22 protein-coding genes are annotated in these 25,301 nt (G+C 74.1%); 7 read left to right on the top strand and 15 right to left on the bottom strand.

Annotated features, from left to right (window positions below; all coding sequences use genetic code 11):
• Positions 1–77: 77 nt before the first annotated feature.
• The 5 genes from ACFWJ4_RS02380 to ACFWJ4_RS02360 form a co-directional block, all read right to left on the bottom strand.
• Positions 78–665, bottom strand: a complete 588-nt coding sequence (locus ACFWJ4_RS02380; RefSeq protein WP_359902229.1) for a hypothetical protein — start codon at positions 663–665, stop codon at positions 78–80.
• 250 nt (positions 666–915) lie between these two features.
• Positions 916–1,686 carry a hypothetical protein gene (locus ACFWJ4_RS02375; RefSeq protein ID WP_380538418.1) on the bottom strand — a complete coding sequence of 257 codons (771 nt, stop codon included), beginning with the start codon at positions 1,684–1,686 and terminating at the stop codon, positions 916–918.
• Positions 1,687–1,835: 149 nt separating this feature from the next.
• A complete protein-coding gene (gene mqnC / locus ACFWJ4_RS02370; RefSeq protein ID WP_359902223.1) occupies positions 1,836–3,056 on the bottom strand; it encodes a cyclic dehypoxanthinyl futalosine synthase in 1,221 nt (406 codons plus the stop codon).
• Positions 3,057–3,251: 195 nt separating this feature from the next.
• Positions 3,252–5,033 (bottom strand): protein kinase, encoded by a 1,782-nt coding sequence (locus ACFWJ4_RS02365; RefSeq protein ID WP_380538416.1) that lies wholly within the window; start codon positions 5,031–5,033, stop codon positions 3,252–3,254.
• Positions 5,034–5,255: 222 nt separating this feature from the next.
• Entirely contained in the window at positions 5,256–6,188 is a 933-nt protein-coding gene (locus ACFWJ4_RS02360; protein ID WP_380538414.1) for a menaquinone biosynthetic enzyme MqnA/MqnD family protein, read from the bottom strand.
• 394 nt (positions 6,189–6,582) lie between these two features.
• On the opposite strand from ACFWJ4_RS02360, the gene ACFWJ4_RS02355 reads away from it, so the two are divergent.
• Entirely contained in the window at positions 6,583–6,786 is a 204-nt protein-coding gene (locus tag ACFWJ4_RS02355; RefSeq protein WP_188301247.1) for a cold-shock protein, read from the top strand.
• A 261-nt stretch (positions 6,787–7,047) separates the two neighbouring features.
• Here the strand turns inward: ACFWJ4_RS02355 and ACFWJ4_RS02350 are convergent, their stop codons facing one another.
• Positions 7,048–8,394, bottom strand: a complete 1,347-nt coding sequence (locus ACFWJ4_RS02350) for a dicarboxylate/amino acid:cation symporter (protein ID WP_380538412.1) — start codon at positions 8,392–8,394, stop codon at positions 7,048–7,050.
• Between the two features lie 470 nt (positions 8,395–8,864).
• On the opposite strand from ACFWJ4_RS02350, the gene ACFWJ4_RS02345 reads away from it, so the two are divergent.
• Positions 8,865–10,073 carry an MFS transporter gene (locus ACFWJ4_RS02345; protein WP_380538410.1) on the top strand — a complete coding sequence of 403 codons (1,209 nt, stop codon included), beginning with the start codon at positions 8,865–8,867 and terminating at the stop codon, positions 10,071–10,073.
• Positions 10,074–10,146: 73 nt separating this feature from the next.
• Here ACFWJ4_RS02345 and ACFWJ4_RS02340 read toward each other — a convergent pair whose 3' ends face one another.
• The 4 genes from ACFWJ4_RS02340 to ACFWJ4_RS02325 all read right to left on the bottom strand — a co-directional run bounded on the left by ACFWJ4_RS02340 (position 10,147) and on the right by ACFWJ4_RS02325 (position 13,693).
• Positions 10,147–11,289, bottom strand: coding sequence for a LacI family DNA-binding transcriptional regulator (locus ACFWJ4_RS02340; protein WP_380538408.1), 1,143 nt, complete (start codon positions 11,287–11,289; stop codon positions 10,147–10,149).
• A gap of 29 nt (positions 11,290–11,318) precedes the next feature.
• Complete coding sequence (locus ACFWJ4_RS02335; RefSeq protein ID WP_380538406.1) at positions 11,319–11,663, bottom strand: DUF4229 domain-containing protein; 345 nt, start codon at positions 11,661–11,663, stop codon at positions 11,319–11,321.
• Between the two features lie 110 nt (positions 11,664–11,773).
• Positions 11,774–12,301 carry a GNAT family N-acetyltransferase gene (locus ACFWJ4_RS02330; RefSeq protein ID WP_380538404.1) on the bottom strand — a complete coding sequence of 176 codons (528 nt, stop codon included), beginning with the start codon at positions 12,299–12,301 and terminating at the stop codon, positions 11,774–11,776.
• Between the two features lie 75 nt (positions 12,302–12,376).
• Positions 12,377–13,693 carry an MFS transporter gene (locus ACFWJ4_RS02325; protein WP_380538402.1) on the bottom strand — a complete coding sequence of 439 codons (1,317 nt, stop codon included), beginning with the start codon at positions 13,691–13,693 and terminating at the stop codon, positions 12,377–12,379.
• 120 nt (positions 13,694–13,813) lie between these two features.
• On the opposite strand from ACFWJ4_RS02325, the gene ACFWJ4_RS02320 reads away from it, so the two are divergent.
• Positions 13,814–14,797: a GlxA family transcriptional regulator gene (locus ACFWJ4_RS02320; protein ID WP_380538400.1), complete on the top strand. Its 984-nt coding sequence runs from the start codon at positions 13,814–13,816 to the stop codon at positions 14,795–14,797.
• A 403-nt stretch (positions 14,798–15,200) separates the two neighbouring features.
• Here ACFWJ4_RS02320 and ACFWJ4_RS02315 read toward each other — a convergent pair whose 3' ends face one another.
• Positions 15,201–15,674 (bottom strand): ATP-binding protein, encoded by a 474-nt coding sequence (locus ACFWJ4_RS02315; protein WP_359902194.1) that lies wholly within the window; start codon positions 15,672–15,674, stop codon positions 15,201–15,203.
• A gap of 716 nt (positions 15,675–16,390) precedes the next feature.
• On the opposite strand from ACFWJ4_RS02315, the gene ACFWJ4_RS02310 reads away from it, so the two are divergent.
• Complete coding sequence (locus ACFWJ4_RS02310) at positions 16,391–16,969, top strand: sigma-70 family RNA polymerase sigma factor (protein ID WP_380538398.1); 579 nt, start codon at positions 16,391–16,393, stop codon at positions 16,967–16,969.
• Positions 16,966–18,171, top strand: coding sequence for a zf-HC2 domain-containing protein (locus tag ACFWJ4_RS02305; protein WP_380538396.1), 1,206 nt, complete (start codon positions 16,966–16,968; stop codon positions 18,169–18,171). The genes ACFWJ4_RS02310 and ACFWJ4_RS02305 overlap by 4 nt, the downstream gene beginning before the upstream one ends.
• A 49-nt stretch (positions 18,172–18,220) precedes the next feature.
• Here ACFWJ4_RS02305 and purU read toward each other — a convergent pair whose 3' ends face one another.
• The gene (purU, locus tag ACFWJ4_RS02300) at positions 18,221–19,087 is read right to left on the bottom strand and encodes a formyltetrahydrofolate deformylase (protein WP_380538394.1); all 867 of its coding nucleotides are present in this window, start codon (positions 19,085–19,087) and stop codon (positions 18,221–18,223) included.
• A gap of 110 nt (positions 19,088–19,197) precedes the next feature.
• Positions 19,198–19,713 (bottom strand): hypothetical protein, encoded by a 516-nt coding sequence (locus ACFWJ4_RS02295; RefSeq protein ID WP_380538392.1) that lies wholly within the window; start codon positions 19,711–19,713, stop codon positions 19,198–19,200.
• Between the two features lie 174 nt (positions 19,714–19,887).
• Here ACFWJ4_RS02295 and ACFWJ4_RS02290 point away from each other — a divergent pair, with 174 nt between their 5' ends.
• Positions 19,888–21,189 carry an ABC transporter substrate-binding protein gene (locus ACFWJ4_RS02290; RefSeq protein WP_380538391.1) on the top strand — a complete coding sequence of 434 codons (1,302 nt, stop codon included), beginning with the start codon at positions 19,888–19,890 and terminating at the stop codon, positions 21,187–21,189.
• A 144-nt stretch (positions 21,190–21,333) separates the two neighbouring features.
• Here ACFWJ4_RS02290 and ACFWJ4_RS02285 read toward each other — a convergent pair whose 3' ends face one another.
• The gene (locus tag ACFWJ4_RS02285; protein WP_380538389.1) at positions 21,334–22,554 is read right to left on the bottom strand and encodes a hypothetical protein; all 1,221 of its coding nucleotides are present in this window, start codon (positions 22,552–22,554) and stop codon (positions 21,334–21,336) included.
• A gap of 249 nt (positions 22,555–22,803) precedes the next feature.
• Positions 22,804–24,180, bottom strand: coding sequence for a transcriptional regulator (locus ACFWJ4_RS02280; RefSeq protein WP_359902173.1), 1,377 nt, complete (start codon positions 24,178–24,180; stop codon positions 22,804–22,806).
• Between the two features lie 306 nt (positions 24,181–24,486).
• Here ACFWJ4_RS02280 and ACFWJ4_RS02275 point away from each other — a divergent pair, with 306 nt between their 5' ends.
• Entirely contained in the window at positions 24,487–25,200 is a 714-nt protein-coding gene (locus ACFWJ4_RS02275) for a bifunctional DNA primase/polymerase (protein WP_380538387.1), read from the top strand.
• The last annotated feature ends 101 nt before the right edge of the window (positions 25,201–25,301 follow it).

Raw genomic sequence — 25,301 nt, 5'->3', positions numbered from 1 at the left:
GAACCCCGGCCCGCGCCCGACGTCGAGCAGCCGCCCACCCGTACCGGGCGCGTCCCACCCGTACCGGGCACGGCCGGTCAGTGCTGAGCGCGCCGCCCGCCAGCGCGGCGCCGCCGACGCGACCGCTTGCCGTGCGTTATCGCGGGCATCCCGTCCGCCAGCGCCCCCGTCGCCAGTGCGAGGTTGGCGGCCAGCTTCCCCTGCCCACCGCGGAGCGCGAGGGCCTTGTGATGCCGTCGGATGCGCAGCACGCAGATGACGAAGAGCACGACGGCCACCGGCACGCTGAACCGGGCCAGGCCCACGCCGACGGGCTGCGGGTAGGTGTCGCCGCAGATCCGCACCGCGCCCGGGTCGTCGGCGGCGTGCTCCAGGCAGATCCTGTCGCCGAGCTTGGCGCTGTCCGAGAGCGGCAGCGCGGCCGCGGTGTGCGGCTCCCCGCCGGCCCGGTAGCTGACGGCGCTGTAGGTGCCGCCGCCGGTCGGGAGCTGGGTGACGACCCCCTCGACTCTCACCGGGTGCGCCTCGATCCGGTCGGCCTGGTCGGCCTGGCGCCAACCGAGCAGGCACATGCCGACGGCCAGCACGGCGCTGAGCACGGCGGCGAGGTACCAACCACGGCCCATCCGCGGGGTGCGCGGCGGGGGAACGGTCGCGGTTTGCATGGTTCCTGTCCTGGCTTGCCTTCGGGGCCGGGGACACGGCCCCGCCGCCCGCGGGCGCGGGCAGTGGTGTGGTGAGGGTACGGAGTGAGCTGTCCGGGATCGTATCCGCTGGCGGGCCCTCAGGTCACGATGAAGGGACAATCACTCTCCGGCACCGGCACCGGAGTTCGGGTGCACACGAAGGAAGTCCCGTTCGCCACAAGGAAATCCGGCTACTGACGAGTACGTCACACCCGCCGTGACGACCGTCTCACCGTCGGCGGTACACCAACCGCCCGCCCAGCACCGTGGCCAGGCACCCACCCGCCGCCGGCTCCGCGCCTGCCGCCGCGCCCGCACCCGTACCAGCGCCCACGTCCGCACCCGACACGGCTTCCGCCCCCCCGCCCCCGATCCCGCCCCCTGCGACCGCGAACACCGCGAAGTCCGCCCGCCGCCCGGCCGCCACCCGCCCGTACACGGCCTCCGCGAGCGGCAGGGCGGCCAGCGGGTCCAGCGACCCCGCGCCCTCGTCGCCCGGCCCTCCTGACGAACCGGCAGGACCGGCAGGACCGGCAGAAGCAGGCGAACCGGCGGAAGCGGACGCCCCGGGCAGTCCCACGACCCCCGACCGCGCCACCGCCGTCCGCACCGAGGCCCGCTCGAAGGGCCCGGCCACCGCCGTCACCCCGTACCCGAGCATCCGCTGCAGCCCCCGCCGTGCGCTGGCCCCGCACCGCGCCTCGTCCGTGGACCCGGCCAGGCCGTCCGCCACCGGCTCGACGCCGACCTCCTCCCGGGGATCGGGGTGGTACGCCCGTTCCAGCAGCCGGTGCCCGTACGGATTGCGCAGCCCGGGGGTGAGCACGGCCGCGCCCCAGTCCCGTACCCGCGCGCCCGGGTGGGCTGCCGCCAGCTCCCCGTACGGCCCGACCGCCTCCACCAGCTCGCCACGCACCACCACCGCCCCGTCGGCGATGGACGGGGCGGTGGGATCGGCCGGGTCGGGCAGCACGAACGCCGCCCGGTGCAGAGTCAGCACAACAGCGCCTTCGACTTCGACAGCAACGCCGGCGGCCATGCCAACGCCAGCGGCAACGGCAACGGCAACGGCAACAGGGACAGGGACACCGGCATCAACGACACCGGCACGGGAAGGGCCAGGAGGAGGGGCCAGGAGGAGAAGGGGACTCAGTTGTCCAGGATCTTCAGCTCGGGGTGCGCGGTGCCGCCCTCGATCGCCGTGGAGGCGATGTGCGAGGCGACGCGCGGGTCGACCGGGTCGTTCGCCGGGTCGTCCAGCACCCGCAGGTGCTCGTAGGTGGTCGAGCGCTGCGCCGGGACGCGGTCGGCGGCCCGGATGAGGTGGATCAACTCGGTGAGGTTGGAGCGGTGCTTGGCACCCGCCGCCGAGACGACGTTCTCCTCCAGCATGACGGACCCGAGGTCGTCCGCACCGTAGTGCAGCGACAGCTGGCCGGCCTCCTTGCCGGTGGTGAGCCAGGAGCCCTGGATGTGGGCGACGTTGTCGAGGAACAGGCGGGCGATCGCGATCATCCGCAGGTACTCGAAGACGGTGGCCTGGGTCGAACCCTTCAGGTGGTTGTTCTGCGGCTGGTAGGTGTACGGGATGAAGGCCCGGAAGCCGCCGGTGCGGTCCTGCACGTCGCGGATCATCCGCAGGTGCTCGATCCGCTCGGCGTTGGTCTCGCCGGTGCCCATCAGCATGGTGGAGGTGGACTCCACGCCGAGGCCGTGGGCGATCTCCATGATCTCCAGCCAGCGCTCGCCGGACTCCTTCAGCGGGGCGATCGCCTTGCGCGGCCGCTCCGGCAGCAGCTCGGCGCCGGCGCCGGCGAAGGAGTCCAGGCCGGCCTTGTGGATCCGGGTGATGGCCTCCTCGACGGAGACGCCCGAGATCCGCGCCATGTGCTCGACCTCGGAGGCGCCCAGCGAGTGGATCACCAGCTGCGGGAAGTCGGCCTTGATCGCCGAGAACGCCCGCTCGTAGTACTCCACGCCGTAGTCCGGGTGGTGGCCGCCCTGGAACATGATCTGGGTGCCGCCGAGCTCGACCGTCTCGGCGCAGCGGCGCAGGATCTCGTCGAGCTCGCGGGACCAGCCCTTGTCGCTCTTCGGCGGCACGTAGAAGGCGCAGAACTTGCACGCCGTCACGCAGACGTTGGTGTAGTTGATGTTGCGCTCGATGATGTACGTCGCGATGTGCTCGGTACCCGCGTAGCGACGGCGGCGCACCGCGTCGGCGGCGGAGCCGAGCGCGTGCAGCGGCGCCGAGCGGTAGAGCTCCAGCGCCTCCTCCGGGGTGATCCGGTCACCGGCGGTGGCGCGGTCGAGCACGGCCTTCAGGTCGGTGCTGGACGCATCGAGGGTGGTCGCTGCGAGCTCGGTCACCTGGCGGCCTTCTCTCTCTCAAGTGCTACTCGGGTACGGCCGAACCAGCCTACGCCAGCACATTCCGCCGCCCGCGTCAGCCCGCTGAACTGCGCTCGGGCCGCCCCGGGCCGCGTCCGGGCCACCCCTGTACCGCGACCGGACCACGCCGGGAACACGACCGGACCACGCCCCGGCCGGTCCCCGCCGCAACCCTCAGCCGCCAGCCCCACCAGCCCCGCCGGCCCCGTCGGCCCCGTCGGCCCTGCGCATCGTGCCGGCCGGGTTCCCGGCCGGCGGGTCGGCGGAGGCGAAACGGATCGTCCCGTCGGACTGCAGGGTGAGCGTCTCCGCGTTGGAACCGCCGGTGCAGGCGCCGGGGATCGAGGAGCGGACCAGTCGGGACTGGAACACCAGCCTGGTGGCGGAGGCCGACTTGAGGGTCCAGGCGCCCTCGCAGCTGATCGAGAGCAGCCCGGAGACGGCGTTGCGGCTGGTGGTGCTCTCCTGGCCGATCGCCGACGGACGGACGGTGAGCGTGGTGGTCCCGCCGGGCAGCCCCTTGTCGGTGACCATGTCCCCGCTCCAGGTGCCCAGGAAGGCGGCGGGAACCACGCTCGGCCCGCCCGTCCCGGGCGGCACCGCACCCGGGGCGGACGCCGTCGCGCTCCCCGGAGCGCCGGAGGCCGAGGTGGACCCGGAGGTGACGGCGCCGCTCGGCGGGACGGCCCGGCCCGGGTCGGCGGACGCTTCCGGCAGCGGCGCCGCCGTGGGCCCCGACACCGCCGGTTCGGCCCGGTGCAGCCACCCGTACAACCCGTACCCGCCGCCCCCGAGCAGCACGAGCACCGCCGCGACCGCCGCCGCGTTCCGGGCCCGCCGCGGCCGCGCCCCCTGCGCGGTCCCGTCCCGGACGGCCCCGCTCAGCGGCGGGTGCTCCCCCGCGCCCTGCGGCCCGCCCGCGGACACGAAGGTCGGTGTCCGCACCGCCTCGGCCGAGGCACCGGAGGCACCCGTGTCCGCGCCCACCCCGCCCGGAACCGCTTCCCCTGCTTTCCCCGCCTCCCCCGGCTCCCCCGTCTCCCCGTCCAGGTCCAGGTCCAGGTCCAGCAGCTCCACCGCGCTGCGTCCCACCCCCGCCGCCAGCTCCCCCGGCAGCCAGCCGCCCTGCGCCAGCCGGGCGGCGGCCGTGCCGTCCGGGTCCAGCCGGGCGCGCAGCTGCCGCGGGGCGGGCCGGGCGGCCGGGTCCTTGGCCAGGCAGCCGAGGACGATCCCGCGCAGCGGCTCGGGCAGCCCGGCCACGTCCGGCTCCTCGTGCAGCACCCGGTAGAGCAGTACGGCCGCGCTGACCCCTTCGCCGAAGGGGTGGACGCCGGTGGCGGCGAAGGCGAGGACGGCGCCGAGCGAGAAGACGTCCCCGGCCGGCCCGACCGCCTGCCCGTTCGCCTGTTCGGGTGACATGAAGCCGGGCGACCCGACCACATAACCGGAACGGGTGAGGCCGCCCGCGGCGTCCAGGGCCCGGGCGATCCCGAAGTCGATCAGCCGCGGTCCGTCCAGGGTGAGCAGCACGTTGGACGGTTTGACGTCCCGGTGCACCAGGCCGAGGCCGTGGACGTGGGCCAGGGCCTCGGCGAGCCCGACGCCGAGCGAGCGCACGGCCGGCTCGGGCAGCGGCCCGTACGTCCGGACGGCGTCGCCGAGCGCGGGGCCCGCCACGTAGCCGGTGGCGACCCAGGGGCGTGCGCCCTCGGTGTCGGCGTCCAGCACGGGCGCGGTCCAGGCGCCGCCGACCCGGCGGGCGGCGGCGACCTCCTGGCGGAAGCGGGCGCGGAACTCGGCGTCGTCGGTGAGCTCCGACCGCACCACCTTGACGGCGACGGTGCGCCCGCCGGCCGTCCGGCCGAGGTAGACCCGGCCCATTCCGCCCGAGCCGAGCCGCCGCAGCAGCCGGTAGCCGCCCACCTGGCGCGGATCGTCCGACCCCAGTGCCCGCATCCCGCACGCTCCCCTCGCCTCGCACGCGCGCTCCGCCGACCGCCCATCGGACGCGCCTCGGGTGCAGACCGTACCGGGCCGGGCGGTGCTCCGCCCGGCCCTCGGGCCTGTCTTCACCCTTCCGCCCGCGCGGCGGCGCCGGTCGTACGAAGACGGGCAGGGGCCCGGGAACAGGTGCGGGAACCCGCAGCCGGACGGCGCCCCTACATCCCCTGCCTCCCCCTACAGCCCCTGCTGCATCCCCAGCGGCAACGCCGCCGGCTCCAGCAGCCGCACCGCGACGTCGGGGGCGAACCCGCTGTCGTGCGCGACCCGCCGGGCGAACTCGGTGACGCCGGCCAGCTGCCGCTCGCCGAGCGAGAAGTCGAGCGCCTCGCTGAAGTACCGCTCCAGTACGTCCGCCCCGAAGGCCTCCCAGCGGGCGGCCTGTTCGGCGACCTTGCCGGCCTCCACCAGCGACAGGTCGCGGGACTCCAGGAAGGCCCGGTGCACCGCGGCGGTCAGTTCCGGGGCGCGCTCGGCGAACTCGCGCCGCACCGCCCAGACCGCGAAGACGAAGGGCAGGCCGGTCCACTCCTTCCACATCTCACCGAGGTCGTGGACGGTCAGCCCGAGGTCGGCGGCCTGCCCGAGGTAGGCGCGCAGGGCCGGGTCGCCGATCAGGACGGCGGCGTCGGCCTCGGCGAGCATCGCGCTGAGGTCCGGCGGGCAGCTGAAGTAGTCCGGGCGCACGCCCTCGCGCTCCTCCAGGAGCAGCCGGGCGAGCCGTACGGAGGTGCGGCTGGTGGAGCCGAGGGCGACCCGGCGGCCGTCGAGGTCGGCGAGCGGCACCTTGCTCACGATCAGGCAGGACATCACCGGGCCGTCGCTGCCGACCGCGATGTCCGGCAGGACCAGCAGGTCGTCCGCGTTGCGCAGGTACTCCACGCAGGTGATCGGGCCGATGTCCAGGGTGCCGTCGACGAGCTGGTCGCTCAGCTTCTCCGGGGTGTCCTTGGTGAGGTCCAGATCGAGCAGGTTGCCGGTCCTGGCGAGTCCCCAGTAGAGGGGTACGCAGTTCAGGAACTGAATGTGGCCGACCCGGGGCCTGACCGGTGTGTTCTCCTGGGGCTCCCGCGTCCGCGCGTCCGGTGTCCGTGCCTCCGGTGCTGCCACTGCGCCGCTCCCTTGCTGTTCGTGCTTCCCCGCAGCGTATGCCTGCTGTTCGCGGCGGATCGCACCGGCCGTCCGACACGCCCTCCCGCGCTGTCGACGCACCGTCGACGCGGCGTCGACGCTCCTTTCCACGCCCGCTCCGGCCCTTACGACACGCGCCTTCCACGCCGCAAGTGACCTCTGGTCGTCACAGCGGCCGCATGCTAGCGTTGCCCTCAGTTGCAGTTTGATTCCCCTTGCAGTACTTGAAGCCTGCGGAGCATGTAACCGCAGGCTTTTTGTAGTTTTTCAGCAATATCGAAAAATTTCGGACACGTCCGGAGGCAGGGCGATCAGCGCAGCGGACCGGGTGTCACACGGTGTGGCCCCCGACACGCATCGCAAGGAGAACGGCATGGCTCAGGGAACCGTCAAGTGGTTCAACGCTGAGAAGGGCTTCGGCTTCATCGCCCAGGATGGCGGCGGCCCCGACGTCTTCGTTCACTACTCCGCCATCAACGCGAACGGCTTCCGTTCGCTGGAGGAGAACCAGACGGTCACCTTCGACGTCACCCAGGGCCCGAAGGGCCCGCAGGCGGAGAACGTCACCGCTGTCTGACCATCCTCTGATGTTCTGATCGCTCGGGACCCGTACGGGTCCGCCGGCGGCTCCCGACAGCCGCCACCATGAGCACAAGAGCAGTACCCAAGGGGGCCCGCCGGTCGGCGGGCCCCCTGCCTTTTCGAAAGCCCGTCCCGGAGCGGAAGTTCGGGCACGGAGCGAAGGAATGCGGAAAGGGCCCTCTCCCGTCACCGGGAGAGGGCCCTTTCCGTCATGCCGGTCGAACGTCCCCTCTGGCGTTCGACCGCACGTTCCGCCTCAGGCCGCGACCGGGGCCGCGCCGCCCTGGCCTGCGGCGACGGCCGGCTCCGGGGCCTCGTCGTACAGGTCCCCGGACGGGTTGTTGTACGCGGCGACGTCCAGGATCCTCTCCCGGGCGGCGACCACGATCGGCACGACGACCTGGCCGGCGACGTTGGTCGCGGTGCGCATCATGTCCAGGATCGGGTCGATGGCGAGCAGCAGGCCGACGCCCTCCAGCGGCAGGCCCAGCGTGGACAGGGTCAGCGTCAGCATGATGATCGCGCCGGTGAGGCCCGCGGTGGCGGCCGAGCCGACCACCGAGACGAAGGCGATCAGGATGTAGTCCTTGATGCCCAGCTCGATGTTGAAGACCTGGGCGACGAAGATCGCGGCGACGGCCGGGTAGATCGAGGCGCAGCCGTCCATCTTGGTGGTGGCGCCGAACGGCACGGAGAAGGACGCGTACTCGCTCGGAACGCCGAGGCGCTCGGTGACGCGGCGGGTGACCGGCAGGGTGCCGACCGAGGAGCGGGAGACGAAGGCCAGCTGGATCGCGGGCCAGGCGCCCTTGAAGAAGTGCAGCGGGTTGAGCCCGGCGGCGAAGCGCAGCACCAGCGAGTAGACGACGAACAGCACCAGCGCGCAGCCGAGGTAGATGTCCAGGGTCAGCGTGGCGAAGGGCTTCAGCAGGTCCCAGCCGTACTTGGCGACGGACTTGCCGATCAGGCCGAGGGTGCCGAGCGGGGAGAGCCGGATGACCCACCACAGCGCGGTCTGGGTCAGCTCCAGCACGGACTCGCTGAGCTTGAGGACCGGCTCGGCCTTGGCGCCGAGCTTGAGGATCGCCGCGCCGACCACGACCGCCAGGAAGACGATCTGGAGCACGTTCACCTTGGTGAAGGAGTCGACGATGTTGGTCGGGAAGATCCCGGTCAGGAAGTCGATCCAGGTGCCCTTGGAGTCGAGCGCCTTGAGGCCCTCGGTCTTCAGGTTGGTGCCCTCGCCCGGGTTGGTCAGCAGACCCAGGCCGATGCCGATGCCGACCGAGATCAGCGAGGTGATCATGAACCAGAGCAGCGTGCGGGTGGCCAGGCGGGCCGCGTTGGTGACGTTGCGCAGGTTGGCGACGCTCACCACGATCGCGGTGAACACCAGCGGCGGGACGGCCAGCTTGAGCAGCTGGACGAAGATCTTGCCGATGGTCTCCAGGGTGGTGGCCAGCCAGGAGATGTCGGCGGCGCGGGCCAGGTAGCCGAGGCCGACGCCGAGCACGAGGCCGGCGACGATCTGCACCCAGAAGGGCGTCTTGCGGATGCGGGCGAGCACGGACGGCGACGAGGTCGCCTCGGGCGCTGTGGACATGGGGGAGCGTCTCCGGGGGAGGGCGTTGCTGACGGTGAGGTGGGGGCGGAGCGGGCGGCACGGCGCGGGGCCGGACGGGAGGGGTCGGGCCCCCGGTCAGGGGCGTGCCGCCGCGGTACAGCTCAGGGCAGCACAGCGCATGGCGCGACAACGGCGCGGGCTGTCCACAGCACCGGTCAGAGCACACGGGCGGGCGGCGCCGGGCAGGGGGCCCGGGCCGTGCATCCGCAGTGCGTCTGAGGCTGTCATGGCCGATACGTTAGCAGTAAAGGTTTGAGATGTTCAAAGTACTTGTTTGAGGTCACGCAGCGCACACGCCGCCCGAGGCCCGCCTCCAACCCGAACTCCGGACACGAACGAAGCTGACGCCCCATCAGGCCTGCTCGGCGACCCGATTGACCGCCGAGCAGTTATACGTATAACTTTGACGGCGTCCCTGCCCCTGCCTGCCCAACCGGAGAGGACGGCCGATGGGCTACCTCGCCCTGCTCCGTGCCCCGCACGTCACCCGCCTGCTGCTCGGCACCCTGCTCGGCCGCCTGCCCGCCGGCATGACCGCCCTCGTCATCGCCCTCGCCCTGCGCGACGCCGGGGTGACGTACGGCCGGGTCGGACTGGCCACCTCCGCCTACGCGATCGCCGCCGCCGTCGGCGGCCCGGTGCTCGGCCGGATCGTGGACCGCACCGGACAGCCGCGCGTCCTGCTCGCCTCCGCCGTGGTGGCCGGCGGCGGGTACGCGCTGCTCGCCCTCGCCCCCGGCTCCGCGCTCGGTGCGCCGATCGGGGCCGCGATCGCCGGCCTCGCCATGCCCCCGCTGGAGCCCTGCCTGCGCTCGCTCTGGCCGGACGTGGTCGAGGAGAAGCAGCTCGACACCGCGTACGCCTTCGACTCGGCCGCCCAGCAGATCCTCTACGTGGCCGGTCCGCTGGCCGTCGCCACCATCTCCGGGCTGTTCAGCCCGGTCGCCGCACTCTGGGTGGCCGCCGGGCTCGGACTGGCCGGCGCACTGATCGTCGCCACCGCCGGGCCCGCCCGGGCCTGGCGCGCCCCGGCGCAGGAACGGTCCGCCGGACTGCTCGGGCCGCTGCGCTCCCCCGGACTGGTGCTGCTGCTGGTCGGACTGGCCGGGGCCGGCTGGGCGGTCGGCGCGCAGAACGTGCTGTTCATCGCCTACGCCGAACAGCACGTCGGTACGCTGCCCGGCGGCGGAGGCACCCTGCTGGCACTGGCCGCGCTCGGCGGCCTGCTCGGCGCGCTCGCCTACGGCGCGGTCACCTGGCGGCAGACCACGGCCACCCGCACCTGGGTGATGGCCCTCGCGATGGCCGCCTCCTACCTGCCGCTGGTCACCCTGCCCGGGCCGTACCCGATGGCCGCGCTGGCCTTCCTCTCCGGGGTCATGCTGGCCCCGCTGCTGGCGGCGGCGTTCGTCCTGGTCGCCGAACTGGCGCCGACCGGCACCGTCACCGAGGCCTTCGCCTGGCTGGTGACGCTGTTCGCCACCGGCAACTCGCTCGGCTACGCCGTCTCCGGCAAGCTCGCCGAGGACTCGCTGCGCCCGGTGGCGCTGTGTGCGGTGGGCGGGATCGCACTCGGCGGGCTGGTGCTGTTCGGCGCCCGGCGCTGGTTCCACCCGGTGCCGCTCGCCCCGGCCGCCCGGCCCGTCCCGGTGGGCTGACCCACCCCCACGAACGACTGCGCCCGCCGGTGGTCTGGCCGACGGGCGCAGTCCTGTGACCGGTGACGGGCCGTCACCGCCCGGTCGGGGCCGTACCGGCCGGCGCCGTGGAGGAGCGCAGCACCAGCGAGGTGGCCAGCGGAGCGACCGGCGCCACCCGCTCCCCGCGCAGCAGGGCCGCCAGCGCGGCCGCGCCCGCCCGGCCCAGCTCCTCGCCCGGCAGGTCGACGGTGGTCAGCGGCGGGGCGAGCAGCGCGGCCACCGCGACATTGTCCATGCCGACCACCGACAGGTCCTCCGGCACCCGCAGCCCCCGCTCGGCGGCGGCCTGGTAGACGCCGGAGGCGACCACGTCGTCGTCGCAGATCACCGCCCGCGGCCGGTCCGCCCGCTCCAGCAGCCGGCCCGCGACGGTCCGCGCGGCCCGGTGGCCGTCATTCAGACTCACGCCCAACTCCACGACGTCCAGGTCGAGTTCACGGACGGCCTGCTCGAAGGCGGCCTGCCGGACCCGGAAGGTGTAGGCGGAGTGGCTGGAGCGCAGCCGGCCGATCCGGCGGTGGCCGAGCGCGGCCAGGTGCTCGACCGCGGCACGCATCCCGCCGGCCACGTCGAGCTCGACGGTCGGACGCGCCCGGTCGGTGCCGGGGTCGGCGTCCAGGAAGACGGCGGGGGTGTCGACGGGCAGCTCACCGAGCTGGCTGTCGTCCGGGGAGCAGATCAGCAGGCCGTCGAAGCGGCCGGCGGTGGCGGCCTCGGCCAGGGTGGCGCTGCCCCAGCCGGAGCTGACCACGACGGCCAGGCCGTTGCGGCCGGCCTCCTCGTGGACGCCCTCCAGCACCCGGCCGAAGAACGGACCCTGGAGGTTCGGCACGGCCAGCAGGATCATCCCGCTGCGGCCGAGCCGCAGCTGCCGCCCGGCCGCCTGCGGGCGGTAGCCGAGGCTGCGGGCGGCCTCCCGGACCCGCTCCCGGGTGGCCTCGGAGACCCGCCGGCCGGCCTCGGCGCCGGAGAAGACCAGGGAGACGGTGGCCTGGGAGACCCCGGCGAGCCGCGCCACGTCCCGCCCGGTGGGGCGGCGGACGGGGGCCGGCCAGGTGCCGAGCGCCCCCTCGGAGGACGGTTGCCCGGCGGACGCCGTCTCGACGGACGCCCCCTCGGCGGACGGCTGCCCGACGGGCGGCTCGGACGGCTCGGAGTCTCGGGTGGCGGGCACGGCGGCTGCGCTCCGGGGCCGGGCCCGGGTCAGTTCTGGCCGGCGGTGGCCGAGCGGGCGGCGTCGTCGGCGGCGTCCTCCTCGGCGTTCTGCGCGGCGATCCGGTCGGCGGTACGGCTGCGCATCCCGGAGACCTTGCTGCTGATCTGCGTGGACATCTCGTCGCGCTGCCTGCTCAGCAGCGCGTAGCTGAGCGGCGCGGAGGCGATCGCGGCCAGCAGGAACAGGAAGATCATGCCGGCCTCACCGCTGACCGGGATGACGCCGAAGTGTCCGAGCAGCAGGGCCACCAGCAGGCAGCCGAGGAAGATGCTGACCCGCAGCGAGGTGTAGCGGAGCGTGGCGTGCGACTTCTCCGGGCCGTTGCTGGTCACTCGACACGTCCTTCTTCGTTGCGCTGGGGCGGGTTCTCCAGTCAAGCATGCCTGACGGCCGGAGCGGGGCACGGGGCACCCGATCCGGCCCGCGGCCCGGCGGGCGGTCGTCAGCGCAGGTCGAGCCAGAGGGTGATGTCGTCCCGGTCGTCCCCTGGGGCGACCCGGATCGCGGCCGGCACCCGGCCGACCTCCCGGTAGCCGCTGCGGGCGTAGAACCGCTCCAGCCCGAGGCCGCCGCGCGCGGTGAGCCGCAGCGACTCCAGGCCCCACTCCCGGGCCGCCCGCTCGGCCTCGGCGAGCAGTCGGGCGCCGTGGCCCAGGCCCTGGAAGTCGGGGTGCACCATGACCCGCTTGAGCATCCGCCAGTGCTCCATGAGGTCGAAGCGCATCGACTCGAAGAACAGCACGCCGACCAGCCGGCCCGTCGCGCTCTCGTGCGCGACGAGCAACCGGTCCGGGCCGTCCGGTCCGACCCCGGCGAACTGGCGTTCGGCGGTGTCCCGGACCTCCTCCTCGGTGACCGGCGCCACGAAGCCGACCGCCCCGCCGGCGTTGGTGACGTCGGCCCACAGCCGGACGATCTCCGTCCGCAGATCGGGGTCGAGCTCGGGGTCCAGGGTGAAGGTGAGCGCCATGGAGCGGAGCCTAGACGTCCGGTACGACGGTCCTACCGGGAGGTCCGGCGCCGCCCCGGGCGCGCGGACCGCCCGTCACGGGAGGGCCGGCACCGCCCGGTCGGCCCGCCCGCCGCGCAGCGCCAGGCAGAGCCCGACCGCGACCGCGCACAGCGCGCCGGCGCCGTACCAGGTGAGGTCGTAGTTGCCGAGGGCGTCACGGGCCAGGCCCGCCAGCCCGGCGACGACGGCCGCGCCGATCTGGTGGGCGGCGAGCACCCAGCCGAAGACGATCGGGGCGTCCTCGCCGAAGTGCCGGCGGCACAGCGCGACGGTCGGCGGCACGGTGGCCACCCAGTCCAGGCCGTAGAAGATCACGAAGGCGAGGATCGGCGGCTGGAGCGATCCGGCCAGCAGCTGCGGCAGCAGGAGCAGGGACAGGCCGCGCAGCCCGTAGTAGACCGTCAGCAGCACCCGGGAGTCGACCCGGTCGGTGAGCCAGCCGCTGAAGACGGTGCCGAGCACGTCGAACACGCCGATCAGCGCGAGCAGGCTCGCGGCGGTGGTGACCGGCATGCCGTGGTCGTGCGCGGCCGGGATGAAGTGGGTGCCGACCAGGCCGGCGGTGGTGGCGCCGCAGATCGCGAAGGAGCCGGCCAGCAGCCAGAACGCCCGGACGCGCGCGGCGTTCCGCAGCACCCGCAGCGAGCGGGCCAGGGCGCGGCCGTCGGTGACCGTCGCGGCCGGGGCCTCGGTCGCACCGTACGGGAGCAGGCCGAGGTCGGCGGGGCGCTCGCGCATCAGCAGCAGCACCGGGACGGCGACGGCGCTGGCGGCGAGCGAGACCACGACCACGGCCGAACGCCAGCCGTGCTGCTCGACCAGCCAGGCGCCGATCGGCAGGAAGACCAGGTTCCCCGCCGCTCCGGCGGCCGTCAGCACCCCGGTGACCAGGCCCTGGCGGGCCCGGAACCAGCGCCCGGTGATGGTGGTGGCGAAGGCTCCGGCCATCGAGCCGCTGCCGAGGCCGACCAGCACGCCCCAGCAGAGCACCAGTTGCCAGGGCTCGCGCATCAGCATGGTCAGCCCGGAGCCGACCGAGATGGTCAGCAGCGCGCAGACCACCACCAGGCGCACCCCGAACCGGTCCATCAGGGCGGCGGCGAAGGGGGCGGTGAGGCCGTAGAGCGTCAGGTTGACGGAGGTGGCGCTGGAGATCGTCCCGAGCGACCAGCCGAACTCGTTGTGCAGGGCGTCCATCATCAGGCTCGGCGTGGAGCGGAAGCCGGCCGAGCCGAGCAGGACGAGCAGGGAGACGCCGGCCACCACCCAGGCGTAGTGCACCCGGGGGCGCTTGGCCGGGTCGGGCGGTTCGGAGCGGGATGCGGGGGCGAGGGCGCTGCGTTCGGTCACGCGAACGAGTGTTCCGGGCCGCCCGGGGCCGGACGAGTGGCCTGAATGACAGCTTTCGCAAGATTCGGGCCATGGCCCGCAGTACCCTGGCCCGGACCCACCGACGCCCGAGGGGACGGCATGGCACACCTGGTCGCGGTACTCGCCCTGGAGGGCGTGATCGCCTTCGAACTCGGCATCCCCGCCCGCATCTTCGGCGGCGCCAAGGACCCGGCCGGACGGCCGCTGTACGAGGTGGCCACCTGCACCCTGGACGGACGGCCGGTCACCACCAGCGCCGACTTCCGGGTCATGGTCGACCACGGACCCGAACTGCTGGAACGGGCGGACACCGTACTGATCCCGGCCTCCGCCGACTCCGCGCCGGCCGTCGCCGACGCCTGCTTCACCCCGCCCCTGGCCGCCGCGCTGGCCCGGATCCGGCCCGGCACCCGGCTGATGTCGATCTGCACCGGCTCCTTCATCCTGGCCGCCGCCGGCCTGCTGGACGGCCGCCCGGCCACCACCCACTGGCGCTACACCGAGCGCTTCGCCCGGCTGTTCCCCAAGGTGCGGCTGGACCCCGACGTGCTCTACACCGACGACGGCGACATCCTCACCTCCGGCGGGGTGGCCGCCGGGGTGGACCTGTGCCTGCACGTGGTGCGCCGCGACCACGGCAGCGCGGTGGCCAACGCGGTGGCCCGCAACTGCCTGGTGCCGCCGTGGCGCGAGGGCGGGCAGAAGCAGTACGTGGAGGCCCCGAGCCCGGTGGACTCCGGCGGCAGCGGCACCGCCGCGGTGCGCGCCTGGGCGCTGGAGCACCTGGACCGGCCACTGGCGCTGCGGCAGCTCGCCGACCGGGCGGGGATGAGCGTACGGACCTTCACCCGGCGCTTCCGCGAGGAGACCGGCGCCAGCCCCGGCCAGTGGATCACCACCCAGCGCACCGAGCGGGCCCGCCAGTTGCTGGAACGGACCGATCTGACGATCGACCAGGTCGCCCGGGAGTCCGGCTTCGGCACCGCCGCCTCGCTGCGACTTCAGCTGCGCGGCCGGCTCGACGTCGCACCGAGCGCCTACCGGCGCACCTTCCGCTCCCTCCCGGAAGGCCGCGCGTCCTGAGCGCGGCCCGGCGACCGCCCGACCGGTGGCCGGATCCCGTCGCACCCCGGCGGCGGATCGGATGGCGGCAGGCCGCGCCCACCCCGAGCACGGTACGGCAGGCCGCCATCCAACCCCGGCGCGCGAGCCCTGATCCCGCGCCACACCCTCCGCACTCGCCGAGGAGCGGCCCGTGACCGGCCGTCCGCGGTCCGCCCTGCCGGCACGAATCCCCTGGACAGCGGCACCGCGGCGGTGGACGGACGTCCCCTCGGCGTCCCCTCGCGACGGAGCGCCGCACCCAAGCGTGATCAGTCGGATACGTCACGTCAATGGGTAGTCCGAAATTCGGAATGGTTGCGTCACCTTTCGGCCGGTGATCAGCACCGTGATCGGCACGGTCCGACGGCCGCCGCGAAAGCCGCTATTGCGCCAAAGCCGCCCAGTCCACGTCGGCCAGCGGATCCGCGGGACGGGCGTCGCTGCCGATCTCGCACCAGACCCGCTTGCCCGAGTCCTCCGGGTACCAGCCCCAGCGCTCGCAGAGCAGTTCGACCAGCTCCAGACCGCGCCCGTTGGTCGCGTCCTCGTCCGCGCCCGCGTGCCGCGGCGTCGGCGCGGCCCGACTCGCGTCGGCGACCTCCACCCGCAGCGGGGCGGCCGGTCCGCCCTCCTGCGGGCCGTCGGCCACCGGCAGACAGAGCCTCAGCACGGCCGGACAGCCGGTGTGCACCACGGCGTTGGTCACCAGCTCCGAGACCACCAGCACCACCGTCTCGGCCATCGGCGCGTCCGGGTCCACCCCGTGGTTCAGCAGCCGCGAGCGCACCCACCGGCGGGCCCGGCCGACCTCGGCGGGGTCAGCCTGCACCGCCAGCTGTACCTGAAGAACCTGCACCGCTCCACCACCCGCATTCGCAGTTCGGCCATAGTCCCGATCGGGCCGGATCGGCCGGCGGGCCCTCGCACGTCGCCCGGCGCCACCCGAGCCGTGCCCGGGCGCCCGCCCGGTCTGTCCGTCCGCGCCCACTCGCCCGCGCCGTCTCGTCGGTCGGGCACCCGGCCGCGACACGAATACGCCTCAGGATGGGCGGGGGGACGGACCGCAGCAAGCGCTTCGGGCATATTCCGGCGATCGGGCGACAGCGCGGTGCATACTGTCCCGCTCACTCTCGCGAGGCTCGTACCGGTGATCGTCCGTCCCGGGCCGACCCGCCGGTCCCGCAGTCGGGAACCTACCGCCGCGCGCCCCGCTCACCCCGCCCGCCACTCGCGAACCACCCGTGCGACATATGTCCGACGGCCCTCGAACAGTGGCATCGGCGGACGGGTCCCACCGGCCGACCGTCGTACCGTCCGACGATCCGGCCGCGGGAGGACGACCCGGCCCGGGCGAGGGACCCCGGCGAGGAACCCGGAGGGATCCGGACCGGGGATCCGAGCGAGGGATCCGGGCCGGGGATCCGGGCGAGGGATCCGGGCCGGGAGGCACATCCATGAGGAGGGGTGATCCGCCGGGAACGGTTCCGTTCTTGCCGCAATCGCCCCCGGCGCCGCCCGGCCGCAAGATACCGTTGGGTAAGCCAGCGAACCCGGTCAGGAGGGTGGTTCCCGATGGCCACCCCGGAGCGGACCCCGCGCTGGGACGAGCAGTTGCAGCGCCGCCTCGCCCGCGGCGAGGAGACGGCGCTCGGCGAACTCTACGACCAGCTCGCACCGATGGTGCACGGCCTGGCCGGACGGATACTCACCGACCAGGCCGCCGCCACCCAGCTCACCCGGGAGGTCTTCGCCCACGTCTGGGAGCACCCCGAGGACTTCGACCCCGACCGGGGCACCCTGCGCTCCTGGCTCGGCGCGCTGACCCACCACCGCGCGGTCGAACGGCTGCGGGCCCGGCGGGCCGCCGAACTCGCACCGGGCGCGGAGGCCGAGATCCGCGCCGTGGCCACCGCCGCGAGGATGCAGTACGTGGTCGACTCCCTGCCCCAACCCCTGCGTGAGACCATCGCGGTGACCTACTACGACGGCCGCACCTACCGCGAGACGGCCCGACTGCTCGGCATCAGCGAGCAGGCCGCCAAGCAGCGGATGCGGCTCGGTCTGGAGCTGCTGGCCACCGAACTGGCCGACGAACGCGCCCGCCAGGACGGCACCGGGGACGGCATCGGGGACGGGAACGGGGAGACGTGAGCAGCACTGAGGAGCGACACGACGCCCTGCGCTCGATGCTCGGCGCGTGGGCCCTCGGCGCCTGCCCGGCCCGCGAGGCCGCCGAGTTGGAGCAGCACCTGCGCGACTGCCGGGAGTGCGCCGAGGAGGCGGCCCGGCTGCGCGAGGCGGCCGGCTGGCTCTCCCTGGACGAGCCGCTGGACCAGCCCGGCTCGCTGCGCCAGCAGGTGCTCGACTGGTGCCTGGCCCGTCGGCCGGCCCAACTGCCCGTCCCCGCCTGGGGCATGCCGTACACGGCGGAGACCGCCAAGCTCGACGCGCTGCTGCGCGACCTCGGCCCGGAGGAGTGGCAGGAGGTGGCGGAACTGCCGTGGCACGGCGGCACCGAGCGGCTGCGCCCGGCCGAGGTGCTGGGCCACCTGACCGCGGTGGACGGCTTCCTGGCGCTGGCACTCGGCCTGCCCGACCCGGTGCCGGCCGCTCCGGGTCCGCCCGCCGCACCGGCCGGGCGGCGGGTGCCCCCGCAGGAGCCGGCCGCCGGACCGTCCGTGCCACGCGTCCCGCCGCAGGGCGGCCGGTACGCCGGGGTCACCGCGCGTACCGCCCGGCTGATCGCCGACCAGGCCGGCCTGGCGCCGCAGTCGGTACGCTCCCGCTGGCGGCGGCAGGCCCACGACCTGGTGCGCAGCGCCGCGCTCGTGCCGCAGGGCAACACCCCGGTCGACTACGGCTTCGCGGTGCTGCCGCTGCGCGACGCCTTCGTGGACCGCGCCTTCGAGTGCTTCGTGCACGGCGAGGACGTGGCCCGGGCGGTCGCCTACCCGTACGACCCGCCGACGCCGCAGCACCTGCGGCAGATGGTGGAGCTGGTGGTCCGGCTGCTCCCCCGGGCGCTGGCCGGGCTGCGCGCGGCCCGGCCCGAGCATGCCGGGGCGCCGGGTGCGCCGGAGGGCGGGGCCCGGACGGCCCGGCGGGTGCGGCTGATGGTCGACGGCCCGGCGGGCGGCGAGTGGCTGATCGCCCTGGACGGCGACGGCGCCGCCGTCGGCAGCGGCGGCCCGCCCGGCGGGGAGCCGGTGGCGTCGATGGTGCTGGACGGCCTGGAGCTGTGCCAGCTGGCCGCCGCGCACCGCGACCCGGACCGGCTGCCGGTCGGCGAGCACGGCGACCGGGCCGCGGTCCGCGAGGTGCTGCACGCGCTTCCGCTGCTCTCCCGGCCGTAGCGGCCCGCCGTCCGCGCGAACGCCTACGCGGAACGCCTGCGCGGAGCGGTCACGCGAAGACGACCGTACGGGTCCCGTCCAGGAGCACCCGGTGCTCGCTGTGCCACTTCACCGCGCGGGCCAGCGCCTGGCACTCGACGTCCCGGCCGAGCGCGACCAGCTGGTCGGGGCTGACGTCGTGGGTGACCCGGGCCACCTCCTGCTCGATGATCGGGCCCTCGTCCAGGTCGGCGGTGACGTAGTGCGCGGTGGCGCCGATCAGCTTCACGCCGCGCGCGTGCGCCTGGTGGTACGGCTTGGCGCCCTTGAAGCTCGGCAGGAAGGAGTGGTGGATGTTGATCACCCGGCCGGACAGTTCGGTGCACAGCCGGTCGGAGAGCACCTGCATGTAGCGGGCCAGCACGACCAGTTCGACGTTCTCCTCGGCGACCAGGTCGAGCAGCCGCTGCTCGGCCTCGGCCTTGGTGTCCTTGGTGACCGGGATGTGGTGGAACGGGATGCCGTAGCTCTCGGTCAGGTCCCGCAGGTCGGTGTGGTTGGAGACGACCGCGGCGATCTCCACCGGCAGGGCGCCGATCCGGGTGCGGTAGAGCAGGTCGTTCAGGCAGTGCCCGAACTTGCTGACCATGAGCACGATCCGCATCCGCTGCTCGGTCGGGTGGATCTGCCAGTCCATCCCGAAGGAGGCGCCGATCGCGGCGAAGCTGGCCCGCAGCCTGTCGGCGGTGACCGGCTCGGGGGCGGAGAAGTGCACCCGCATGAAGAAGAGCCCGCTGTCACCGTCCCCGAACTGCTGGCTGTCGATGATGTTGCAGCCGGTCATGAAGAGGTAGCTGGAGACAGCGTGGACGATGCCCTGCTTGTCGGGGCAGGACAGCGTGAGGACGTACTGGGCGCTGACCGGCTGCTGTTCCACTGGGAGTTTCCCGTTCTGAGGTCGTGACGTGCGTGGATGGTCCAGCGTGTCACATCCCGGACACCCGCCGCCCCGCTGCCCGTACTGCGGGACGGCGGCGGTCCGGCGGGTCAGAGCTGGGTGAGGATGCGCAGCACGTCCAGCGACTTGGGCGACGCGTCCGGGTCGTCCCCGTCGCCCGAGGCCAGCACGACGTGCGCCTCGCGGGCGGCCCGGACGGTCTCCGGCCAGCCGGGGTGGCCGAGGTAGGCGGAGGCCGGCGCGTCCGCACCGACCTCGTGCAGCATCTGCACGGCCCGCAGCACCGCGACGTCCACCAGCGCGGCCTCGGCGGAGTCGCGGAGGATCGTCCCGATGTACTTCTCGGCCGACCAGCGGTCCAGCCAGGTGTCCTCGACGAGGCGGTAGACGGCGTCGGTCACGTCGCCGTACCCCTCCCGGCCGGTCAGCCAGGTCTCCTGCTGGAACCCGGGGTCGGACAGCATGTGCAGCGCCGAGCGCAGTCGGGCTCGCCAGCGCCACCAGGGCAGGTCGTTGAGCGGCATGCCGCCCATCGTGCTGGAGCGGTGGCCCGGACGAGAAGGGTTTCGGGCGGACCGATACGAAGAATCTGTGCTGGCGGACATGGTGAACGATCGTACGTTCCCCCTCTGTTCGTGCTCCACTCGCGATCTACACGCGTACCACTCCGGATTTCGGCGGCCGTTCGCCATCCGTTCGCATTTCTGCCCTCTCGGCTTGTGACGCCGGGGCTTGGCTTGCTCCGGTGCGCCGGAGTGCGCCCCAGAGAGGGAAAAGCGATGACCAGCCGAAGGGACTCCTTCCAGGCCCGTCCCCCGATCGTGCGGCGCCGACGCCGACGCCCGATCGCAGCCGCCGCCACCGCCGCGGCCCTGCTCCCCACCCTCTTCTCGGCCTCCGCGTGCGGCGGACCGGCCGATGCCTCGACCACCGGCGACGACCTGACCGTGATGACCTGGGCCCCGGCCGGCACGGGCTCCGCCGACCGCCCGGGCATGACGGCGCTCGCCTCCGCCATCGGCCAGGACGTCAACGCCAAGGGCGGCGTGAACGGCCACCGGCTGCGCGTGATCACCTGCAACGAGCACAACACCGCGGACGGTGCCCGCGCCTGTGCCCAGCAGGCGGTGGACGCCAAGGTGGTCGCCGTGATCGGCTCCTACAGCCAGTGGGGCGAGGCGTTCATGCCGGTGCTGGAGCGCGCCGGCATCCCGCTGATCGGCGGCTACGGGCTCTCCCAGCCGGAGTTCTCCAGCCCGCTGTCCTACCCGGTGGACGGCGGCATGCCGGCGCTGATCGCGGGCAACGGCCGCCAGCTGGTGGACGCCGGCTGCCGGACCGTCTCCCTGGTCCGCCCGGACACCCCGGCCGGCGACAACCTGCTCGGCTACCTGGGCACCGCCCTGCGGCCGGCCGGGATCAGGCTGACGGACGTCAAGGCGCCCGAGCAGTCCTCCGACTACACCCCGGTGATCCGCAAGGCGATCGGCAAGGACGAGCCGGGCAACTGCATCACCAGTGCCCTGGCCGCCGAGCCGACCGGCAACCTGCTGGACTCCTACCGGCGGCTGAACGCGAAGAACACCCGGATCGCCTCGGTGATCGGCAGCGTCCAGCAGTCGGTGGTGGACTCCACCGGCGGCGACTCCGGCCCGCTCGGCGGCGCCTACGTCACCAGCTGGTACCCGCCGGAGTCGGCGAAGATCTGGGACGGGCTGCGCGCGGTGGTGCGCACCGACACCACCGGCGGGCACCCCATCGACGTCTCCGACCCGGGCGTGCAGACCACCTGGGTCGCGTACGAGGTGTTCCGGACGGCGGTGCAGAAGCTGGCGGAGGGCGGCCGGACGGTCACCCCGAAGACGGTCTCCTCGCTGCTGGACAGCGGGGAGGGCATCGACGTCGGGATCACCCCGCCGCTCAACTGGGGCACCACCAACATGCTGCCCAGCGGCGGGTCGCCGCGGCTGGTGAACACCTGGGTCACCTACCAGGTGGTCAAGAACGGCCGGATGACCCTGCAGCAGCCGGGCTTCGTGGACATCCGCTGGGCGCTCACCGGGGGCCGTCCGCCGGCCTGACGCGGACCGCCCGGGGCGAGAGAGAGGGGGACGGGCCTTTGCGGCCCGTCCCCCCTCGTCGTTCACCCGCCGTCGTTCACGGGCCGCCGTCGTTCAGGAGCCGCCGTCGTTCACGGGCCGCCGTCCCTCGTCGACCGCCGTCGCTCAGAGGTCGCCGTCGCTCCGGTTGGGCAGTCCGGTCTGGGCGGCGATCGCGTTCCAGAGCGTGGCGGCCTGCTTCTTCGCGGTGGTCGCGGTGCCGCTCGCCTGGACGGCGTTCTTGTAGTGCTGGTTGTCCTGCTTCTTCGCGTCGCAGGAGCCCTGCGCGTCCTGCGCCCAGAGCGCGTACTCGTCGTCGGCCTGGGCCGAGGCCGTCCAGGCCGCGTTGAGCTGGTCGACCAGCTGCTGACCGCCGGGCAGCTTGTCGGCCTTCAGCTGGCCGAGCTTGCTCTGGAGCTCGCGCCGCTTGCCGGCCGCGGCCGTCAGCGCCTGCTGGGACTCGGGCAGCTTGTCGCACTTCTGCACCGAGGCGACCGCGGAGACCACCGAGCTGCGGCTGTCGCTCGCGGTGCCCAGCAGGTCCGACAGCGGCTGCGCCTGGGCCTTGACCTCCGGGTCGACGGCCGCGCCGGAGCCGCTCGCACTCGGCGCCCCGGGGGTGGTGGTGGCGCCGGCGGTGGCGGCCGCCGGGGTGGTCTTCTTGTCGTCCTTGGGCTCGTCGCCGCCGCTCATCAGGACGGCGACCAGGATGCCGGCCGCCGCGCAGCCCGCCACCACGCCGCCGATGATCAGCTTGTTGGACGAACGTCCGCCGCGTCCCGAGCCGCCCGCCCGGGTCGCGTCGTGCCCCTGGTCGTACCCCTGGCCGTAGTCCTGCCCCTGCTCCGGGGCGTAGCCCTGGTGGTGGTCCTGGGCCGGGTAGGCCGGCTGCGGCTGGGCGGCCGGCGGATAGGCCTGGTACCCCGGCGCGGGCTGCGGCTGCGGGTAACCGGGCTGGGCCTGCGCCGCCGGGTAGCCGGCCGCCTGCGGGTCGCCGGCGGGGTACGGCGGCAGGTACTGGGTCTCCGGAGCCGGATCGGGCTGCGGGGCACCGTACCCGGGCTGCGGCGCGCCCCACGGGGCCCCCTGCCCCGGCATCGGCCGGCCCGGCAGCGAGTGCCCGGGCATCGACTGGCCCGGCACCGGCTGCGCGGGCATCGCCTGGGTCGGCAGCGCGTGCGCGCCCTCGCCGAGGTACTCCGGCTGCCCGGACGGCTGTCCCACCGGCGGCACGGCCGAGTGGGCCTGCGGCTGGCCCGGCTGCCCCTGCGGCTGGCCGGGCTCGGGGCGGAACAGGTCGTCCAGGTTGAAGTCACCGGAGTTCGGGTACGAGCGGCGCTGACTCAACGCGATTCCTCACCTGTGCAGGACCGCGCACTGACGGCGGACCACATCTCGTCGGTTCTTGGGAGCATCACAGTTCCTTGGACGTCGCGCCCACGCTACCGGTTCGCCTCACCGGGTGACCACGTGGGCGGGACATCCATCACGCTCCCTGCACAGACGATCCGCGACCGCCCAGGGCCCGGGCCGCCCCCGGGCCCGAGGCGCGGAGGCGGGCCCGCGCCCGGGGCACGGAGACCGGCCCGGCACCCGCTAGGCCGCCTCGGCGTCCGCGCGGGCGTGGAACTCCCGGACCACCCGCTGCTCCCGGTACGGCTCCAGCCTGCGCCGGAACTCGTCCAGGTACTCCACGCCCCGGTTGGACCGCAGCCCGCTCAGCAGCCGGACCGCCTGGGCGCCCGTCTCGCAGGCGCGTTCCAGGTCCCGCTGCTGGAGCTGGGCGGTGGCCAGCAGGACGAGGTCCACCGCACGGCGCCGGACCCGGGTCGGCGGGTGCAGGTCGAGCGCCCGGCGGGCGTAGTGCTCGGCCTGGCCGGCCTGCTCCAGGTCCCGGTGGCAGTGGGCCAACTCGTCGGCGAGGTAGGCGTCGTCGAAGTGGGCGATCCAGTCCGGGTCGTCCTCCGGGCGGCGCCGCTCCATCATCTCCAGGGCCCTGGCCGACACCGTCTCGCAGGAGCGGGCGTCGCCGAGCAGGGCGTGGCCGCGGGCCTCGGCGGCGTAGAACATCGCCATCGCCGTCGGGGTGGCCACCGAGCGGGCGCCCTCCTGGGCGGCGCGGGCGAGTTGGGCGATCTCCCGCGGGTTGCCGAGGGTCGCCGCCAGGTGGCTCATCGAGGCGGCCAGCACGTAGCCGCCGTAGCCGCGGTCGTCGGCCGCCTGGGCCAGCCGCAGCGCCTGGATGTAGTAGCGCTGGGCGAGGCCGGGCTGCCCGGTGTCCACCGCCATGTAGCCGGCCAGTTCGGTCAACCGGGCCACGGCGGCGAAGAGTTGGCGACCGGTCTCCTCCCGGTAGGCGCCGCCGAGCAGGCCGGAGACCACCGAGTTGAGGTAGTGCACCACCACCGGGCGCACATGGCCGCTGCCGAAGCGGTGGTCCAGGTCGACCAGCATCGTGGTGGTCGCCCTGATCGCGGCCACGTCGGTCGGGCCGACCCGGGGGCCGCCGGCCCGCGCCACCACCGGGTCCGGCGGGGTGATCAGCCAGTCCCGGCTGGGTTCCACCAGCGCGGAGGCGGCGACCGTCGCGCCGGTCAGGAAGTCCCGCCGGCCGACGTCGCTGCGCCAGAGTTCGCAGACCTGCTCCAGGGCGGCACCGATGGTCGGCGCGAACTGGAGCCCGATGCCGGAGCTCAGGTTCTTGCCGTCCGCCATGCCGATCTCCTCGACCGACACGCTGCGGCCGAGCTTGCGGCCCAGGGCCTCGGCGATCACGGCCGGCGCCTGCCCGCGCGGCTGCTGCCCGCGCAGCCAGCGGGCCACGGAGGTCTTGTCGTACCGAAGGTCCAGCCCGTGCTCGGCGCCGCAGAGGTTGACCCTCCGGGCCAGGCCGGCGTTGGAGCAGCTGGCCTCCTGGATCAGTTGCTGCAGACGCTCGTTGGGCTGTCGTGCGACGAGTGGTCTCGCGGCCATTGGGCTTCGCCTCCCCACACCCTCCGGTCCCGGCCGGCGGGCGACGATTCTGCTGATCTGTTGCCGACTGTCCGACCGTCCAAGGAATCTGACACCAGGTTAGCGATCAGCAACGCCAGCGGGATACCCACGGTGACGAACCGCACCCCCCTTGCGCCCTGGGAAATGCTCCTGTGCGCCCCCACTGCGCCTGCCCTCGGCCCCACCAACTCGGTCGACTAACCGGAACGGGTGACATTGCCGGGATGCACCCAACCGGGCGCCATCGGGCCGTAACCAGCCTCACACACGGTAGTTGAGTACCCCGTGGAAGACATCCCCGACGCCTCGGACCGGAACGAGAAGGCCGCTCCACCCCCCTTGCTCGTCGAAGCCGTCGGCTACGCCGAGAACCGCCACTGGGAGGTGGCCCCGGGCGCCTGGCTGATCGACGACGGCGGCGGCGGTGTCCGCTGCTCCTGCGGGGACCGCCGCTGCACGCTGCCGGGCGCCCACCCGCTGGACGCGGACTGGGCGCGGACGGCGAGCGCCGGCCCCGGCGCGGTGCGGAGCTGGTGGACCGACCGGCCCCGGGCGTCGATCCTGCTGCCCACCGGGCGCTCGTTCGACGTGCTGGACGTCCCGGAGACGGCCGGCTGCCTGGCGCTCGCCCGGATGGAGCGGATGGACCTCCAGCTCGGCCCGGTGGTGGTCCAGCCCGCCGCGTCCGGGCGGATCGGGCGGCGGCTGCACTTCCTGGTACTGCCCGGGGCCGCGGCCAGGCTCCCGGAGATGCTCCGCCGGCTCGGCCGGCCGCCGGGCCGGCTGGACCTGGTCGCCCGGGGCGAGGGGGACTGGACGGTCGCCCCGCCGTCCCGGATCGGCTCCCTCGGGTACGCCCAGTGGGCCCGCTCCCCCTCCGCGCTCAACCGCTGGCTGCCGGACGCCGCAGAAGTGATCGGCCCGCTCGCGTACGCCTGCGCCCGAGAGACGCCCTCGGTCCGCGCCGGCCGGGCCGCCCGGCCGGCGCCGGTGGGCTGAGTTCCGCCGTTCCGCCCGGCCCCTTCAACGGCCGCCCTCCGCCGATCGGGTGAGGGTGCGCACCGCGCGACACAACGCGCGCGAGTGACGGGCCTTGTCTC

The organism is Kitasatospora sp. NPDC127067 (assembly GCF_042724755.1).
In the GTDB taxonomy this organism is placed as follows: domain Bacteria; phylum Actinomycetota; class Actinomycetes; order Streptomycetales; family Streptomycetaceae; genus Kitasatospora; species Kitasatospora lactacystinica.
The sequence above is the reverse complement of the archived record's forward strand: the minus strand, read 5'-3'. Positions and strand labels throughout refer to the sequence as shown.